This window comes from Nitrospirota bacterium (assembly GCA_016207885.1).
In the GTDB taxonomy this organism is placed as follows: domain Bacteria; phylum Nitrospirota; class Thermodesulfovibrionia; order UBA6902; family UBA6902; genus JACQZG01.
Genome location: JACQZE010000023.1, coordinates 60,181 through 74,274, shown reverse-complemented (window position 1 = coordinate 74,274; position 14,094 = coordinate 60,181). Strand labels below are relative to the sequence as shown.

Genomic DNA, 14,094 nt, shown 5'->3' with positions numbered 1-14,094 from the left:
CCTATAGCGTATGATTAATAGCTATGTTCCAGAGTTTCAGCACAACCGGCATCGGAAGCCTACCCCATACAGACCCAGTTGAGGCGTGTAATATAATCCTCAGCCATGTGGATATCCCTTTCTGGCCGCAGCTCCCGCACAGAAGCTTTCTCGAGCTCATGGTGCCTCAATATTCCGAAGGTTTCCCCTTTGTAAAGATAGAGGGCGAACATATCTATGTCGGAAAGGCTGACGAAAAAGCGCTGACGAAATTCTATGAGGATATCGCAAGCAATGCCGGCTTCCCGACCTCAAGGGAATACGCTGCCGGCCTATACGCATTTGTCGACATACTCAAGGAAAGAGGCAAAAAATACAGGTCGGTCAAAGGCCACGCCACCGGCCCGCTCACATTCATGTTAGGGCTGACAGACAACAATAAGAGGCCTATCTATTTTGACGAAGAGATGAGAGAGCTTGCGTTTGAATTCCTTAAGGGCAAGATAAGCTGGCAGATAGATATGCTCAAGCCGTATTGTGAAAAGGTGCTCTTCTTCATTGATGAACCGATACTTTCAGCTCTCGGCTCATCATCTTATATGGGAGTAAGCACTGAAGAGGCGCTCAGGCTTCTTAAGGGGACAATAAAACATATTCAGGATTGCGGCGCTGCCGCCGGGATACACTGCTGCGGAAAGGCTGACTGGACGCTGGCTCTGGCAACCGGGCTCGACGTATTCAACTTTGACGCTTACTTCTTCTGGAACACATTGAGCATCTATCCTGAAGAGATGAAGAACTTCATAGACAATAACGGCTATATCGCATGGGGTATCGTCCCTACGACAGATGATATCAAAAATGTGGATATCCGGATATTGAATGAACAGCTTGAAAGAGGGCTTACATCTCTTGAAGAGGCAGGGATCTCAAGGGAGAAGCTGAGAAATCAGGTCATACTCACACCTTCCTGCGGCACAGGCTCGCTCATGCCTGTTGACGCCATAAAGGCATTCACACTGCTGAAAGGTTTAAAGGAAAGATATGCCGGCAAGTAAGAGGTTCATCTCATTTGAGGGCACTGAAGGCTCGGGCAAAAGCACGCAGGCCTCGCTTCTGGCGGAATATCTGAGAAAGAAAGGTTATGATGTTATTTTAACAGCCGAACCGGGCGGAACAAGGATAGGAAAGAAGATAAGGGAGCTTCTGCTTGAGCCTGAAAACCATATGGACCCACTCACCGAACTCCTTCTTTATTACGCAGACAGGGCGCAGCATATCAGGGAAGTTATCGAGCCTGCGCTTGAAAGAGGCTCCTTCGTGATCACGGACAGGTTTGCCGACTCCACAGTAGCATACCAGGGATTTGCGCGCGGAGTGGATCTTAATATCATCAATCCTTTAAATGAGATGGTGGTGCGGCATTCAAAACCGTCTCTGACATTCCTGCTGGACATAGATGCTGAAGAGGGGCTGAGAAGGAACAGGCAGGCGCAGAAAGAGGACAGGTTTGAACTTGAGGCGATAGAGTTTCATAACCGCGTGCGGAGCGGCTATCTCGAGATAGCTGAAGACGATCCTGCAAGGGTAAGGGTCATCGACGCGTCCGCAGGGAAGGAAGATATCACCATGAAAATAATAGAGATCGTAGAAAAGATATGGCCTTCAAAGACATAATCGGGCAGAGCAACGCCATTAATATACTCAAAGGTGTTATTGCAAAAGACCGCGTTCCCCATGCCATGCTCTTTAAAGGCGAGGAAGGCATCGGAAAGAAGCTTACCGCGATAAATTTCGCAAAGGCGCTTAACTGCACACACCCCCATCCCCCGCTTGGCAAGGAGGGAGCGTCCGAATCCGGGATCGATTCCTGCGATAAATGCCCGTCCTGCGTAAGGATCGACAAAGGCATACACACAGACGTAACCATAATAGGGAACGAAGAAGACAGCGGACAGATAAAGATCGGCTCCATAAGAAGGATACAGGAATCTCTCTCTTTCAAACCGTTTGAAGGCAGATGGAAGGTGGTTATAATAGATAATGCCGAGACGCTCAACACATCGGCTGCCAACGCCTTTCTTGAGACGCTTGAACAGCCTTCCTCAATGAGCCTCTTAATCCTTATAACATCAAGGCCTGAGATGATACTCAAGACGATCCGTTCAAGATGCCAGAATATAATCTTCTCGCCGCTCCCGATCTTAAAGATGGGAGAGCTGCTCGCAAAGAGAAGCAAGGTTTCAGATGAAGAGCAACTGCTGCTCATAAGCGCGCTGTCAGGCGGAAGGCTTGGATACGCGCTCAATGAAGACCTGGTCAAACAGCGTGACTCGCTCTTTGGAGAATTTCTAATGATGCTTCAAAATCCTGAAAAGGAGATTTGGGAGAATAGGGATGAGATGCAGGAGTGGTTTGACTGGTGCCAGCTCTGGCTCAGGGATATCGCAGTCTTTAACGCGACAGGCAGAAAAGACCTGCTAATCAATAAAGATAAAGCTGATGAGATAGCAAAACTCTCAAAAAAAGCATTATTAAAGGATATAATTAAGTTGTCGCACAAACTGGATGAGATAAAAGGGCTGCTGAACTTCAATCTGAATATACCCATCACTGTTTATCACACCAGCATGCTTATTAAAAAAACTCTCGGGAGGATGAATGCCTGAAACAATCGAAACAGAGAAGGTTGAAGATAACAATACCACCACCGTTGTCCACGTCAGGTTCAAGACCGGCAATAAAACATCGATACTTGAGATGAACAACATCGATGCAGAGGTCGGCACGCGCGTGGTTGCAGAATCTGACATAGGCCTGAGCCTCGGAACGATAATAAAGCCGAAAGAGATAATTGAGAAGACAAAAGAACCTCTCAAAAAAGTCCTGCGGATAGCTGTTGAGAATGATTTCAGGACCGATGAAGGGAACCGCGAATTTGAACATGAGGCAAAGATGTTCTGCGCAGGCAAGGCACATGAACTCCGTCTCGACATGAAGGTCGTCACAACAGAGTCTACATTAGACAGAAAAAAACTCATATTCTATTTCACAGCCGACAGCCGCGTGGATTTCCGGGACCTTGTCAGAGACCTTGCGGCAAAATTCAAGACACGCATTGAGATGAGACAGATAGGTGTGCGTGACGAGGTTAAGCTCATCGGAGGAATAGGTGTATGCGGCGGCGAAACATGCTGCAGCAGGTTTCTCACGCACTTCGAGCCTATCTCAATAAGAATGGCAAAAAAACAGGAGCTCTCCATCAATCAGGGAAAACTTTCGGGAATATGCGGAAGGCTGATGTGCTGCCTCAATTATGAAGTAGAGGATCCTGATAAGAAAAAGGCACGTTCCTCCTCTCCTGCAGGGAGAAAAAGCAGAGGCAGCGGAAGGACGGCTGCCATTGAAACCATAAATAATAATGAAGTTGAACCGCCGTATGAGATATATCCCGTACAGGAGATAGTAGGGGCGGATATTCCATCAGCATCGTTGACACCTGAAAAAGAGGAGCCTGCTGCTCCTGTCATTGCTGAAGGATCAGGTGAAAATTCACTGCAGGGCAAGCCCCCGGTCCAAAAAACCGACGACAGGCCGAAGAGGCCGGGCAGCTCCTCGAATAAACGCAGAAGGTTCTGGAAGAAAAAGCACAAGGAAAATAAAGGCGGAAGCAGCCCGAACCAGGCAGGCCCGAAACAAGATGGGAATTAAGAGATACATTACAACCCCGATATATTATGTAAATGATGTCCCGCATATCGGGCATGCGTATACAACCGTAGCCGCTGATATCCTCGCAAGATTCTACCGGCTTAAGGGCGATGATGTATTTTTCATCACAGGAACAGACGAGCACGGCCAGAAGGTGGAGCAGGCTGCTGCTGCAAAAGGTCTGACCGCAAAAGCACATGCCGACATAATGGTAGAGAACTTCAAGTCTCTATGGAAAACCCTTAATATCTCAAATGACAATTTCATAAGGACGACTGATGCAGGACATATTGAGATAGTTCAGCAGGCGCTTCAGTTGCTCTTTGATAAAGGCGAGATAGTTAAAAGGTCTTACTCAGGCTGGTACTGCACTCCTGATGAGAGGTTCTGGACTGAAAAAGATATTGTCGACGGGAACTGCCCTGACTGCGGACGGCCGGTGGAGGAGATACAGGAAGAGAACTATTTCTTTTTAATGTCTAAATATCAGGCGAGGCTGATCCAATATATTGGAGAGAACCCCTCTTATATTCTGCCTGAGACGCGCAGGAATGAGGTGTTAGGCTTTCTCAATAATAACGACCTCGGAGACCTCTGCATCTCAAGGCCCAAGTCAAGGCTGGCATGGGGCATACCGCTTCCATTTGATAAAGAGTTCGTGACATACGTCTGGTTTGACGCGCTTCTGAATTATTATTCAGCTACAAAATATCTTGCGCCTTTAAATCCCACCCTTGATAAGGGGGGGCTAAGGGGGGGTGAATGGTGGCCTGCAAGCCATCACCTTGTGGGCAAAGACATCCTCACAACCCATGCGGTCTACTGGTCAACGATGCTCATGGCGCTTGAATATCCGCTGCCTGAAAATATCTTCGCGCATGGGTGGTGGACGGTCGAAGGAAAGAAGATGTCAAAGTCTGTCGGCAATGTCGTTGATCCGAATAAGCTGGTTGAAAAGTACGGCGTGGATGCCTTCAGGTATTTTCTCTTCAGAGAAGTGCCGTTTGGATTGGATGGGAATTATTCAGAAGACGCATTGATAAACCGCATCAATACAGAACTTGCAAACGACCTCGGAAATCTCCTGAGCAGATTCATGACGATGGCTGAGAAGTTCTTTAACGGAACGATAGAAAAACAGAGCGGTTCATCAGGCGATTTTCTTGAACATTGCATAAATGCGAATCATTCAGTTCATCACGATATACAAGGCTGGTCACAGCTTAGATTCAACCACATACTTGATTCCATTTGGGAGATCATCCGGTCTGCAAACAATCATATCGCGCAGACAGAACCGTGGAAGCTTGCAAAAGATGATCAGGCTCAGCTTAAAGATGTCATGTTCAATCTCTGGAACGCGCTGAGGCTCTCCGCCCTCTCGCTCTATCCATTCATGCCAGAGACATCAGGGAAGATGTGGAAGCAGTTAGGATTGAAGTCATTAACAGAAGAGGCAAACGATAAAAACATTTTCACATGGGATTGGAAGCCGGTATATGAGATAAAAGTTTCTAAAGGTGAGCAGTTATTTCCGAGGATAGAGGTGAAGAAGATGCAAAGTGAAAATGAGAAAATCCCCCTCAGTCCCCCTTTTACAAAGGGGGGTCAGGGGGGATTTGAAACCGATAACCTTATCTCCATAGAAGATTTTGCAAGGGTGCAGCTCAAGATCGGCAAGGTGCTCGAGGCAGAGCGCGTTCCAAAATCAAATAAACTTATTAAACTTCAGATAGACACAGGCGAGCAGAGACAGGTGGTTGCCGGTATCGGTCAGGTTTACGCGCCTGAAGACCTCATCGGGAAGAAGATCGTTGTTATAACGAATTTGAAGCCCGCAAAGCTCATGGGCGTTGAATCTAACGGGATGCTCCTTGCGGCAACAGACAGCGACGGGGTATTGTCCATACTGATGCCTGAAAAGAATGTGAAAGAAGGAGCGAAGATCAAGTGAGCGCCAAAGTTGTTTCAATAAACATAAGCGCAAAAAAAGGCGTCAGAAAAAAACCTGTTGACGAGGCGCTCTTAATAGAGAATTTCGGGATCGAATCTGACGGACATGCGTCAGATAAGTGGCACAGGCAGGTGAGCCTGCTTGCTCTTGAGAGCATTAAAAAGATGCAGGAAAAAGGGCTGAAGGTCGTAGCCGGAGATTTCGCAGAGAACATTACAACAGAGGGTATAGACCTCCCTTCCCTTCCCATAGGCACAAAGATGACGATCGGCGAAGAGGCAGAGGCAGAAGTGACTCAGATAGGTAAAGAGTGCCATAATAAATGCGCGATCTATTATCAGGCAGGAGACTGCGTAATGCCGAAAGAGGGCATCTTTGTAAAGGTATTAAAGGGCGGGAAGATAAAGAAGGGCGATAAGATAGTAGTCAAGGGTTAGAGATTAATGATAAAGGTTGCGATCATGACATTAAGCGATAAAGGCTCAAAAGGGAAGAGAGAGGACACGAGCGGGCCGACGATTGAAAAGATGATGAAGAAGATAGATGCGGAGATCATAAGTTACGACATCCTGCCTGATGAAAAGGCGCTGATAAAGAAGAAGCTCATATCTCTGTGCAGAAAGGCTGACCTCATCCTTACTACAGGAGGGACAGGGCTGTCGCCGCGCGATGTCACACCCGAAGCAACACGCGAGGTAATCGATCAGGAGATACCCGGCATCGCTGAGGCGATGCGCTTTGAAGGGCTCAAAAAGACGCCTTATTCAATGCTCTCAAGGGCGGTTGCAGGCGTGAGGAAGAAGACGCTTATCATAAACCTGCCGGGCAGTCCCAAAGCTGTTCAGGAGAACCTGGCGGTAATAATCAATGTGCTGCCTCATGCTATCGAAAAGATTAAAGGCAGCAAAGCGGAGTGCGCGAGATGAGCAATATCAGTTATCTTGGAGCATTTCTCGGCGGGATACTCTCCTTCCTCTCTCCATGCGTTCTGCCGCTGATACCTTCTTATGTCTCTTATATAACCGGCATATCTTTTGAGGATTTCAAGGCAGGCGACAAAGCGCATGCCAAACACATCAGGCTTGTCACCCTTATAAATTCATCCGCCTTTATCCTGGGCTTCTCAGCCGTATTCGTCCTGCTCGGCATATCTTCTTCATTTCTGGGCAAATACCTTGCGTACTATTATGATCAGATAAGGATAGTGGGCGGAGTTATCATAATCTTTTTCGGCCTATATGTAATGGGCGTTATAAAGCTCAACTTCCTTTCCGCTGACCACCGCGTGCACCTGAAGCACAAGCCGCGCGGATATATTGGTTCAGTAGTAGTCGGACTCACATTCGGCGCCGGATGGACGCCTTGCATCGGCCCCATCCTCGGCTCAATACTTCTTGTGGCAGGAACTTCAGGCTCTGTCATGTACGGCTTCAAATTGCTGGTCGTCTATTCGCTCGGACTCGCCATACCGTTTCTCGCGACTTCGCTTGCAATGAGCTACTTCATCAGCCACTTCAGCGCGATACAGAAATATATGAAGGTCATAATGATCCTGAGCGGGCTACTCCTGATATCATTCGGCATACTTCTTCTCTCTGACAGGCTCTATCTGCTTCTCGGCGCTGTGCCTGATTTCGGGCTTGATGAGATGATCAAACACTGAAAGCCGCCGCTGTAAACAAACTACTCTATATTAAAAGTGGCGACTTCCTTCACTCCCGGCAGATACTCACCGACCGGAACGAGCTTTTTGTTGGTATTTGCGCAATCAATTATTATCGTCCACAACTGGTTAAGCTCCTTCTTCTCCCTGTCAGTCTCAGGTGTCATCCTCAACAGCGTGCCTTCAAGTTCAATCTTCATATATTCCTCCGTGGTTTTTTCTGTATGATAATTAGTATATCATGGGAATCAAACTGAACAAAACAGAGTTCACGGATTACTTCATCAAAAAGAATTTATTGCCTGAAGACGGCTTCAGGGAGTGGCTCCTCTATCCGGGGATGCTATTTAACTCATCCGCTAAATGGTGGGGCAGCGGTACGCGCAATGCCTCGCATGAGGGGATCGATCTCTGCGCTTATACAGACAGTCAGGAGAGAATACATAACATTGCCGAAGGCATGAAGGTCCCGGTTCTTTATGACGGAGTAGTCGCTGCTGTCATTGATGACTTCATCGGCAAGTCAATAATCGTTAAGCATTCGAGCGCAGATAACAAGAGTGAGTTTTGCACCATCTATGGACACACCATGCCTGAAGATGATATTCGTATCGGAAAGGCTGTTGAGGCAGGTGATGTTATCGCAAAAGTGGTAGGCATAAAGGAATCCAAATCAGGCATGCGTCCTCACCTGCATATATCAATAGGTTTCCCCGCGTCCGCGGAAATTTCATACGATGCCATTGACTGGAAGGATATAAGCGATCCGAATAAGATAACCCTCATCGACCCGCTTCAGGTTATTGATAGATACAGGTTAGTGTAATTATTCCCAACTTTAGAAATGTACCATCCCCTTCATGGCATAATGACATTCTTTTGCAGCGTGAAGGATTGGTATCAGAAGGGAAAGAAACATTTACGGATTGGGAAAAAGCAAAAAAGAGTATCCGCGAAAAGTTGAACACCATCAACATAAACACCAATTCAAGATGTGAGTTCATTGAAGCATAGTTCTACTTATTGACTTATCCTTTATCGCACGTATACTATACGTATAAGAAAGGAGAACTTCGATGCAAAAGAAATTGACCATAACCGTAGATGAAGAAGTTTATAAAGGGCTTCATAAGACCATCGGCCCCGGCAAGATCAGCAAATTTGTTGAAGGATTGGTTCGCCCGCATGTAATTCGCCAAAACCTGGAATCTGCATACTCCCAAATGTCAAAAGACAAGAAACGGGAAGCGGAAGCTCTGGATTGGGCAGAGATATCTTTTAAGGATACGGCACATGAAAAGAGGTGAGGTCTGGTGGGTTAATTTCGATCCTTCTGTTGGAGGCGAGATCAGGAAAAAACGTCCCGCAGTGATCGTCAGTAACAATGCATCAAACAAATTCCTTAATCGAGTTCAGGTTGTTCCTCTAACCAGCAAGACAGATCGTCTTTATCCAAGTGAGGCAATGGTTTTATTTGACGGTAAAGAAAGTAAGGCGATGGCCGATCAGTTGGCAACCGTAAGCAAATTACGAATGTCTAAACGTGCGGGTCTTCTTTCAGAAGAAGATATGCTCAGGATAAATGAGGCGATCAAGATCCAACTGGATATTTACTGACAGTAGGTATGAATTTGAGAGAGATTGCGCCGCTGCTATAACCCGCTAAACCTGAGGCCCGAACAAACCTGTGCTCAGATACCTGTCGCCTCTGTCCGGGAAGACAGTGACAACCGTTTTTGAGGGATGTAAGTTTGTTTCTCCGTATTTTGCCAATTTCTGAAGCAACATTCAGAAGTTTCCATTCTCCAGAATAGTTATACTAAATAGTTCATGACATAACATGAAATAGAGGGGTTAATAATTAAGTGGCATTTTTACCAGTAAGCCGGGACGATATGCGAAAGAGGGAGTGGGATGCCCTGGATTTTCTCTTTATCAGCGGAGATGCCTATGTGGATCACCCCAGTTTCGGACACGCGATCATCACCCGGGTTCTGGAAAGTGAAGGATATAGGGTCGGAATTATTGCTCAGCCTGACTGGAAGGTGATTGCGAATTTCAAAAAGCTGGGGAGGCCTGAACTCGGGGTGCTTATATCTTCCGGCGTGATTGACTCCATGGTAAATCATTACACAACTACCAAGAAAGTAAGGAAAAATGATCAATACTCACCGGGCGGCAAGGCCGGCTTAAGGCCCGATAGGGCAGTTATTGTCTATACTCACAAGATCAGGGAAGCATTTGGACAGATCCCCATAATTATCGGAGGGGTGGAAGCTTCTCTGAGACGATTTGCCCACTACGATTACTGGGATGATCTTGTGAGGCCTTCAGTCCTGATCCACTCAGGAGCGGATATATTAGTTTACGGAATGGGGGAATCACCTATTGTGGAGATTGCCCGGCTTCTTAAGAAAGGCGTGCCAATTAAAAATATGCTGAATCTGCGGGGCACCTGCGTTGCGCCCCGGAGAAATGATTGTAAGGGAGAGCTGGCTGCATTTTTGGAGCATAAAGAACATGATGACAAATATGTGCTTATAGAGTCTTTTGAAGAGGTGCGCCAAGACCCGCGGAAATATGCCAGTGCATTTATGATGGAGAGCAATGAGCAAGATTACGTCAGGGGAAAAACTATAGTACAGCCGCATGCTGACAGGCTGCTGATTCAGAATCCTCCCCCAAAGCCTCTGAGCGAAAAAGAGATGGATAAGATATATGCTCTTCCTTATGAAAGAGCCCCTCATCCCATGTATGAAAATATAGGCGGTGTAGCTGCTATTGAGGAGGTTAAATTCGGGATCGTCAGCCATAGGGGCTGCTTTGGCGGCTGTTCTTTCTGCGCTTTGAATTTTCATCAGGGCCGGGTGATCCAGCGGCGAAGCGATGCTTCCATTATCGGGGAAGCTGAGAATTTTACCCGCGATAAGGATTTTAAAGGATATATCCATGATGTAGGCGGGCCCACAGCTAATTTCCGAAATAAGGCCTGTGATAAACAGGAAAAGCATGGGGCCTGCCGAAACAAACAATGTTTAACTCCGGAGCCTTGCCGCAATTTAAAGGTGAGCCACAGCGATTATTTGATGTTACTGAGCAAACTGCGGAAAATTCCCGGGATAAAAAAAGTATTTATCCGCTCAGGTATCCGATATGATTATCTCATGTTAGATAAGGATGAGCGTTTCTTTGAAGACCTTTGCCGTCATCACATCAGCGGCCAGCTTAAGGTCGCCCCGGAACATATTTGCCCTGCCGTATTGGAAAAAATGGGGAAGCCCTCCAGCAAAGTGTATGATAATTTTGTCCAAAGATTTTCCCGGGTCAATAAACGCCTTGGAAAAGAACAGTATCTCGTTCCGTATCTATTGTCAAGCCACCCGGGAAGCACCCTGAAGTCCTCCATAAAACTGGCTGAATATTTAAAAGCTGCGGGGATAAACCCGGAGCAGGTCCAGGATTTCTATCCCACTCCCGGCACACTTTCAACATGTATGTTTTTCACGGGCCTGGATCCGCGCAGTATGAAGAAAGTATATATTCCCAGGTCATATGAAGAGAGGAAGATGCAGCGGGCCCTGCTCCAATTCAGAAGGCCGGAAAATCATGACATTATTCTCCAAGCCCTTCAATTAGCCGATCGCATGGACCTGGTGGGATTTGGGCCGCTCTCTTTAATCAGGCCGAGGGCCGGAAAACCTGCATGGAAAACGCAAACGGGTTTGTCTGACAGGAAGCGCAAGCAGACATATAAAAAGGTAAATAAAGTAAAATTTAAAAAGTCCAATTAAGGAGTATATATGAGTTCGTATGGTTCAAATTCACGGCGCGGGCAGTCACGGCCGCAGCAGCGTTCAAATGTGCCGGCACGCAGGGTTGTTTCATCAGATGAGAAGAAGTTTCTCGAAGGTACGGCGATAAATCCTGATACGCGCATTATCCTTGAGAAGGGAAGTGATGACCTTTCCGTGCGCGCGCTTGATCTTATCTGTCCTATAGGCATGGGCCAGCGCGCTCTCATCGTATCATCGCCGGGGTCAGGCAAAACAACATTCTTAAAGAGTATCTGCAATGCTGTAACAAACGGGTATCCTGAGATGAAGGTATATTGCGTGCTTGTTGATGAGCGGCCGGAAGAGGTGACTGATTTTACGCGCAGCGTGACTGCCAAAGTATATTCTTCGTCCATGGATAACAGCAATGAAAGTCATATCAAGGTCGTCGATAAGGTTATCGCAGAGGCTTTTAAGGAAGCTGCCGCAGGGCATGATGTGATGATACTGCTTGATTCACTTACACGTCTTGCACGGGTGCATAACACACAGCACCGTGGCGGAGGGCGCACGATGTCCGGAGGAGTGGGCGCAGGCGCGCTTGAGGTTCCGCGCCGTATCTTTGGCACCGCCCGGAATGTAGAGGGTATGGGCTCTATAACTATCATCGCGACGATCCTGGTCGACACAGGCAGCGCTATGGATACTGTTATATTTGAGGAGTTCAAAGGCACGGGCAATATGGAGCTGGTGCTCTCAAAAGAACTGGCGCAAAAGAGGGTCTTCCCGGCGATCGATGTGCCGAAGAGCGGCACGCGGCGCGCCGAGCTTCTTTTTGAGCCGGAAGAGTACAGACGCCTTACATTATTGCACAGGGGTATGGCATCTATGAATAATGTTAGCGCTATGGAAAAGCTGATAGAGATGCTTCAGAAATATCCGACTAACAGCGAGCTTTTAAAATCATTTAAGGTTAGTTGAACAAAACACCCCGCCCTCGCCTATCAGATATTTAATATCCCCACTTTAACAAAGGCCAACAGTAGGTGCCTTAAGCAGGGGCAAGGGGGGATTTTACAATAAAAATCATTCTCATTTTGTTGTTGTATTTTTATTCAACATACTCATATAATTATCTTATCCAAAAAATGGAGGGAAGATCATGATTACTAATGAAATAAAAAAAATGTCTACCATAGAACGTTTACAATCAATGGAAGAATTATGGGACCTTCTATGCCATGAAGAGCAAGAAATAGAATCGCCATTATGGCATAAAAATATTCTTGAAGAAAGAAAAAATAAAATTGATAATGGCAAAGCGGAATTTATTTCTTTAGAAGATGTAAAAGCCGGCACACATAAATGGAAATAAGAAAAGTATTAGTTTTAAAAGAAGCAGCTTTTGACTTAGAAGAAGGGCGATTATTTTATGATAGAAAAGAACAAGGAGTTGGCGATTACTTCTTTGATAATTTAATTTCTGACATTGAGTCTTTAAGATTTTTTGCAGGAATCCATAACAAACAATTTGGTTTCCATCGAGCCCTGTCAAAGCGATTCCCTTTTGCTATTTATTATGAAATAGAAAATCATATTGTGAAAATTATCGCTGTTTTGGATATGAGACGTACTCCCGCATGGATTCGTAAGAAATTGGAAAAGAGAAGCTGACAAGGCAATCCATCCTAACGCAAAAAATGCGGTAGCTGATTGATGCGTTCTTATGAATTCTATATAAACCTTGCATGCTACCAATTATTGTGGTACTATAACCAATATAATTGGTAGGAGCTGAGATCATGCTTGAGATATTATTTGGAAATCAAAATACAGAACGGATACTGTTCACCATCCTTCTTAGTGAGAAATGTTACGCAAAGCAACTGGCTGACCACTTCGGGACAGCCCTGTTCGGATTTCAGACCACTTTGCAAAAACTGGAAAAGGCGAACATTCTGGTCAGTTTTAAAGAAGGCAGCACCCGTATTTTTCAATTCAACCCTAGATACCCATTCTTGCAGGAATTAAAACAATTAATACAAAAGGCATATGAATTTCTTCCAAAAGATATAAAAGAGAAATACTACGAACCAGTAAGCCGTACAAGGCCGAGGAGAACAGGCAAGCCCCTGTAATGAAGAAGATCAATCTTAAGAAAATCACGATCAAAGAATTAGCAGAAATGATCGGCGCTCATTTATCCAGCCATGATATATGCGCCGTACTTGTCGGAGGAGCTTGCGTCTCTATATATTCAGAAAACCGATACATGTCATACGACCTGGATCTTATCACCCATGAATCGAATAAAAAGATCAAATCCGCTCTGGAAGAAATAGGATTTATGTATGACAAGAAAAAGTACTACCGCCATCCTGACTCTAAATTCTTTCTGGAATTTCTGGCGCCGCCAGTTGCGATAGGGAACGAGCCAATTAAAAACTTCAACACGATCTCATCTGACGCAGGTTCAATAAATATCCTAACCCCGACAGACTGCGTAAAAGACAGGTTAGCCGCCTACATCCATTGGGATGACAAAGAATCTCTTGAACAGGCTGTTATGGTTGCTGCATCACAAGAGATAGATATAAAAGAGATAAAAAGATGGGCTAAAACTGAAAACAACGGTGAGAAGATTAAGTCCTTTCTTGAAATACTTAAAAACTCAAGCAAGCCTGTTCGCCGGTAGACTGGCGGGGATTTTACAATAGAAGTCATTCACATTTTATGGTTGTATTTTATTCAACCCTCTCATATAATTATCTTATCCAGAAAATACGGTGCGTTGATGCCTATGATATGGGGGGATAAATGAAATGTGGAAAGACAAGATAGTAGAAGAAACGAGAAAAGCGCGTGAGGAACACGCGGCAAAATTCGAGTACGATTTAAACGCAATATATCTTGACCTGAAGAAACAAGAAAAACGAAGCGGGCAAAAAGTTGTGTCATTATCCGTCAAGCATCACGCAATCTTAAAAGCATCTTAGGAAACGCTCAACAAGACA

At 45.7% G+C, this 14,094-nt stretch carries 19 protein-coding genes; 18 read left to right on the top strand and 1 reads right to left on the bottom strand.

Features of this window, described 5'->3' with window-relative positions; translation table 11 throughout:
- The first annotated feature begins 23 nt into the window (after positions 1 to 23).
- From HY807_10330 to HY807_10295, 8 genes are read left to right on the top strand one after another with little or no spacing between them, the layout of a single operon-like run.
- Complete coding sequence (locus tag HY807_10330) at positions 24 to 1,037, top strand: hypothetical protein (GenBank protein MBI4826797.1); 1,014 nt, start codon at positions 24 to 26, stop codon at positions 1,035 to 1,037.
- Complete coding sequence (locus tag HY807_10325) at positions 1,024 to 1,656, top strand: dTMP kinase (protein ID MBI4826796.1); 633 nt, start codon at positions 1,024 to 1,026, stop codon at positions 1,654 to 1,656. Before HY807_10330 ends, HY807_10325 begins: the two co-directional genes overlap by 14 nt.
- Entirely contained in the window at positions 1,638 to 2,648 is a 1,011-nt protein-coding gene (locus HY807_10320) for a DNA polymerase III subunit (protein MBI4826795.1), read from the top strand. Before HY807_10325 ends, HY807_10320 begins: the two co-directional genes overlap by 19 nt.
- Positions 2,641 to 3,690 (top strand): stage 0 sporulation protein, encoded by a 1,050-nt coding sequence (locus HY807_10315; protein ID MBI4826794.1) that lies wholly within the window; start codon positions 2,641 to 2,643, stop codon positions 3,688 to 3,690. Before HY807_10320 ends, HY807_10315 begins: the two co-directional genes overlap by 8 nt.
- Positions 3,680 to 5,644, top strand: a complete 1,965-nt coding sequence (gene metG / locus HY807_10310; GenBank protein ID MBI4826793.1) for a methionine--tRNA ligase — start codon at positions 3,680 to 3,682, stop codon at positions 5,642 to 5,644. Before HY807_10315 ends, metG begins: the two co-directional genes overlap by 11 nt.
- Positions 5,641 to 6,081 carry an MOSC domain-containing protein gene (locus tag HY807_10305; protein ID MBI4826792.1) on the top strand — a complete coding sequence of 147 codons (441 nt, stop codon included), beginning with the start codon at positions 5,641 to 5,643 and terminating at the stop codon, positions 6,079 to 6,081. The genes metG and HY807_10305 overlap by 4 nt, the downstream gene beginning before the upstream one ends.
- A gap of 6 nt (positions 6,082 to 6,087) precedes the next feature.
- A complete protein-coding gene (locus HY807_10300; protein ID MBI4826791.1) occupies positions 6,088 to 6,570 on the top strand; it encodes a MogA/MoaB family molybdenum cofactor biosynthesis protein in 483 nt (160 codons plus the stop codon).
- On the top strand, positions 6,567 to 7,307 hold the full coding sequence (locus HY807_10295) for a sulfite exporter TauE/SafE family protein (GenBank protein MBI4826790.1): 741 nt from the start codon (positions 6,567 to 6,569) through the stop codon (positions 7,305 to 7,307). The genes HY807_10300 and HY807_10295 overlap by 4 nt, the downstream gene beginning before the upstream one ends.
- A gap of 20 nt (positions 7,308 to 7,327) precedes the next feature.
- Here the strand turns inward: HY807_10295 and HY807_10290 are convergent, their stop codons facing one another.
- The gene (locus HY807_10290; GenBank protein ID MBI4826789.1) at positions 7,328 to 7,507 is read right to left on the bottom strand and encodes a hypothetical protein; all 180 of its coding nucleotides are present in this window, start codon (positions 7,505 to 7,507) and stop codon (positions 7,328 to 7,330) included.
- Positions 7,508 to 7,548: 41 nt separating this feature from the next.
- Here HY807_10290 and HY807_10285 point away from each other — a divergent pair, with 41 nt between their 5' ends.
- The 10 genes from HY807_10285 (at position 7,549) to HY807_10240 (ending at position 14,076) form a co-directional block, all read left to right on the top strand.
- Complete coding sequence (locus HY807_10285) at positions 7,549 to 8,133, top strand: peptidoglycan DD-metalloendopeptidase family protein (GenBank protein ID MBI4826788.1); 585 nt, start codon at positions 7,549 to 7,551, stop codon at positions 8,131 to 8,133.
- A 250-nt stretch (positions 8,134 to 8,383) separates the two neighbouring features.
- Positions 8,384 to 8,614 carry an addiction module antitoxin gene (locus tag HY807_10280; protein ID MBI4826787.1) on the top strand — a complete coding sequence of 77 codons (231 nt, stop codon included), beginning with the start codon at positions 8,384 to 8,386 and terminating at the stop codon, positions 8,612 to 8,614.
- Positions 8,601 to 8,924 (top strand): type II toxin-antitoxin system PemK/MazF family toxin, encoded by a 324-nt coding sequence (locus HY807_10275; protein MBI4826786.1) that lies wholly within the window; start codon positions 8,601 to 8,603, stop codon positions 8,922 to 8,924. Before HY807_10280 ends, HY807_10275 begins: the two co-directional genes overlap by 14 nt.
- Before the next feature lie 248 nt (positions 8,925 to 9,172).
- Positions 9,173 to 11,098, top strand: a complete 1,926-nt coding sequence (locus tag HY807_10270; protein ID MBI4826785.1) for a YgiQ family radical SAM protein — start codon at positions 9,173 to 9,175, stop codon at positions 11,096 to 11,098.
- A gap of 9 nt (positions 11,099 to 11,107) precedes the next feature.
- On the top strand, positions 11,108 to 12,061 hold the full coding sequence (gene rho, locus HY807_10265) for a transcription termination factor Rho (GenBank protein MBI4826784.1): 954 nt from the start codon (positions 11,108 to 11,110) through the stop codon (positions 12,059 to 12,061).
- 181 nt (positions 12,062 to 12,242) lie between these two features.
- On the top strand, positions 12,243 to 12,455 hold the full coding sequence (locus HY807_10260; GenBank protein ID MBI4826783.1) for an addiction module protein: 213 nt from the start codon (positions 12,243 to 12,245) through the stop codon (positions 12,453 to 12,455).
- Positions 12,446 to 12,754, top strand: a complete 309-nt coding sequence (locus HY807_10255) for a type II toxin-antitoxin system RelE/ParE family toxin (GenBank protein ID MBI4826782.1) — start codon at positions 12,446 to 12,448, stop codon at positions 12,752 to 12,754. The genes HY807_10260 and HY807_10255 overlap by 10 nt, the downstream gene beginning before the upstream one ends.
- Before the next feature lie 128 nt (positions 12,755 to 12,882).
- Entirely contained in the window at positions 12,883 to 13,218 is a 336-nt protein-coding gene (locus HY807_10250; protein MBI4826781.1) for a winged helix-turn-helix transcriptional regulator, read from the top strand.
- Positions 13,218 to 13,775 (top strand): hypothetical protein, encoded by a 558-nt coding sequence (locus tag HY807_10245; GenBank protein ID MBI4826780.1) that lies wholly within the window; start codon positions 13,218 to 13,220, stop codon positions 13,773 to 13,775. The genes HY807_10250 and HY807_10245 overlap by 1 nt, the downstream gene beginning before the upstream one ends.
- A gap of 127 nt (positions 13,776 to 13,902) precedes the next feature.
- Positions 13,903 to 14,076 carry a hypothetical protein gene (locus HY807_10240; protein ID MBI4826779.1) on the top strand — a complete coding sequence of 58 codons (174 nt, stop codon included), beginning with the start codon at positions 13,903 to 13,905 and terminating at the stop codon, positions 14,074 to 14,076.
- Positions 14,077 to 14,094: the final 18 nt, after the last annotated feature.

Bases quoted from the DNA above. Each gene is read 5' to 3' on its own strand.
- HY807_10320 (MBI4826795.1), top strand. From the start codon at position 1,638: ATGGCCTTCAAAGACATAATCGGGCAGAGCAACGCCATTAATATACTC.
- metG (MBI4826793.1), top strand. From the start codon at position 3,680: ATGGGAATTAAGAGATACATTACAACCCCGATATATTATGTAAATGAT.
- rho (MBI4826784.1), top strand. From the start codon at position 11,108: ATGAGTTCGTATGGTTCAAATTCACGGCGCGGGCAGTCACGGCCGCAG.
- HY807_10280 (MBI4826787.1), top strand. From the start codon at position 8,384: ATGCAAAAGAAATTGACCATAACCGTAGATGAAGAAGTTTATAAAGGG.
- HY807_10330 (MBI4826797.1), top strand. From the start codon at position 24: ATGTTCCAGAGTTTCAGCACAACCGGCATCGGAAGCCTACCCCATACA.
- HY807_10325 (MBI4826796.1), top strand. From the start codon at position 1,024: ATGCCGGCAAGTAAGAGGTTCATCTCATTTGAGGGCACTGAAGGCTCG.
- HY807_10315 (MBI4826794.1), top strand. From the start codon at position 2,641: ATGCCTGAAACAATCGAAACAGAGAAGGTTGAAGATAACAATACCACC.
- HY807_10260 (MBI4826783.1), top strand. From the start codon at position 12,243: ATGATTACTAATGAAATAAAAAAAATGTCTACCATAGAACGTTTACAA.
- HY807_10290 (MBI4826789.1), bottom strand. From the start codon at position 7,507: ATGAAGATTGAACTTGAAGGCACGCTGTTGAGGATGACACCTGAGACT.
- HY807_10300 (MBI4826791.1), top strand. From the start codon at position 6,088: ATGATAAAGGTTGCGATCATGACATTAAGCGATAAAGGCTCAAAAGGG.
- HY807_10255 (MBI4826782.1), top strand. From the start codon at position 12,446: ATGGAAATAAGAAAAGTATTAGTTTTAAAAGAAGCAGCTTTTGACTTA.
- HY807_10275 (MBI4826786.1), top strand. From the start codon at position 8,601: ATGAAAAGAGGTGAGGTCTGGTGGGTTAATTTCGATCCTTCTGTTGGA.
- HY807_10240 (MBI4826779.1), top strand. From the start codon at position 13,903: ATGTGGAAAGACAAGATAGTAGAAGAAACGAGAAAAGCGCGTGAGGAA.
- HY807_10295 (MBI4826790.1), top strand. From the start codon at position 6,567: ATGAGCAATATCAGTTATCTTGGAGCATTTCTCGGCGGGATACTCTCC.
- HY807_10245 (MBI4826780.1), top strand. From the start codon at position 13,218: ATGAAGAAGATCAATCTTAAGAAAATCACGATCAAAGAATTAGCAGAA.
- HY807_10250 (MBI4826781.1), top strand. From the start codon at position 12,883: ATGCTTGAGATATTATTTGGAAATCAAAATACAGAACGGATACTGTTC.
- HY807_10285 (MBI4826788.1), top strand. From the start codon at position 7,549: ATGGGAATCAAACTGAACAAAACAGAGTTCACGGATTACTTCATCAAA.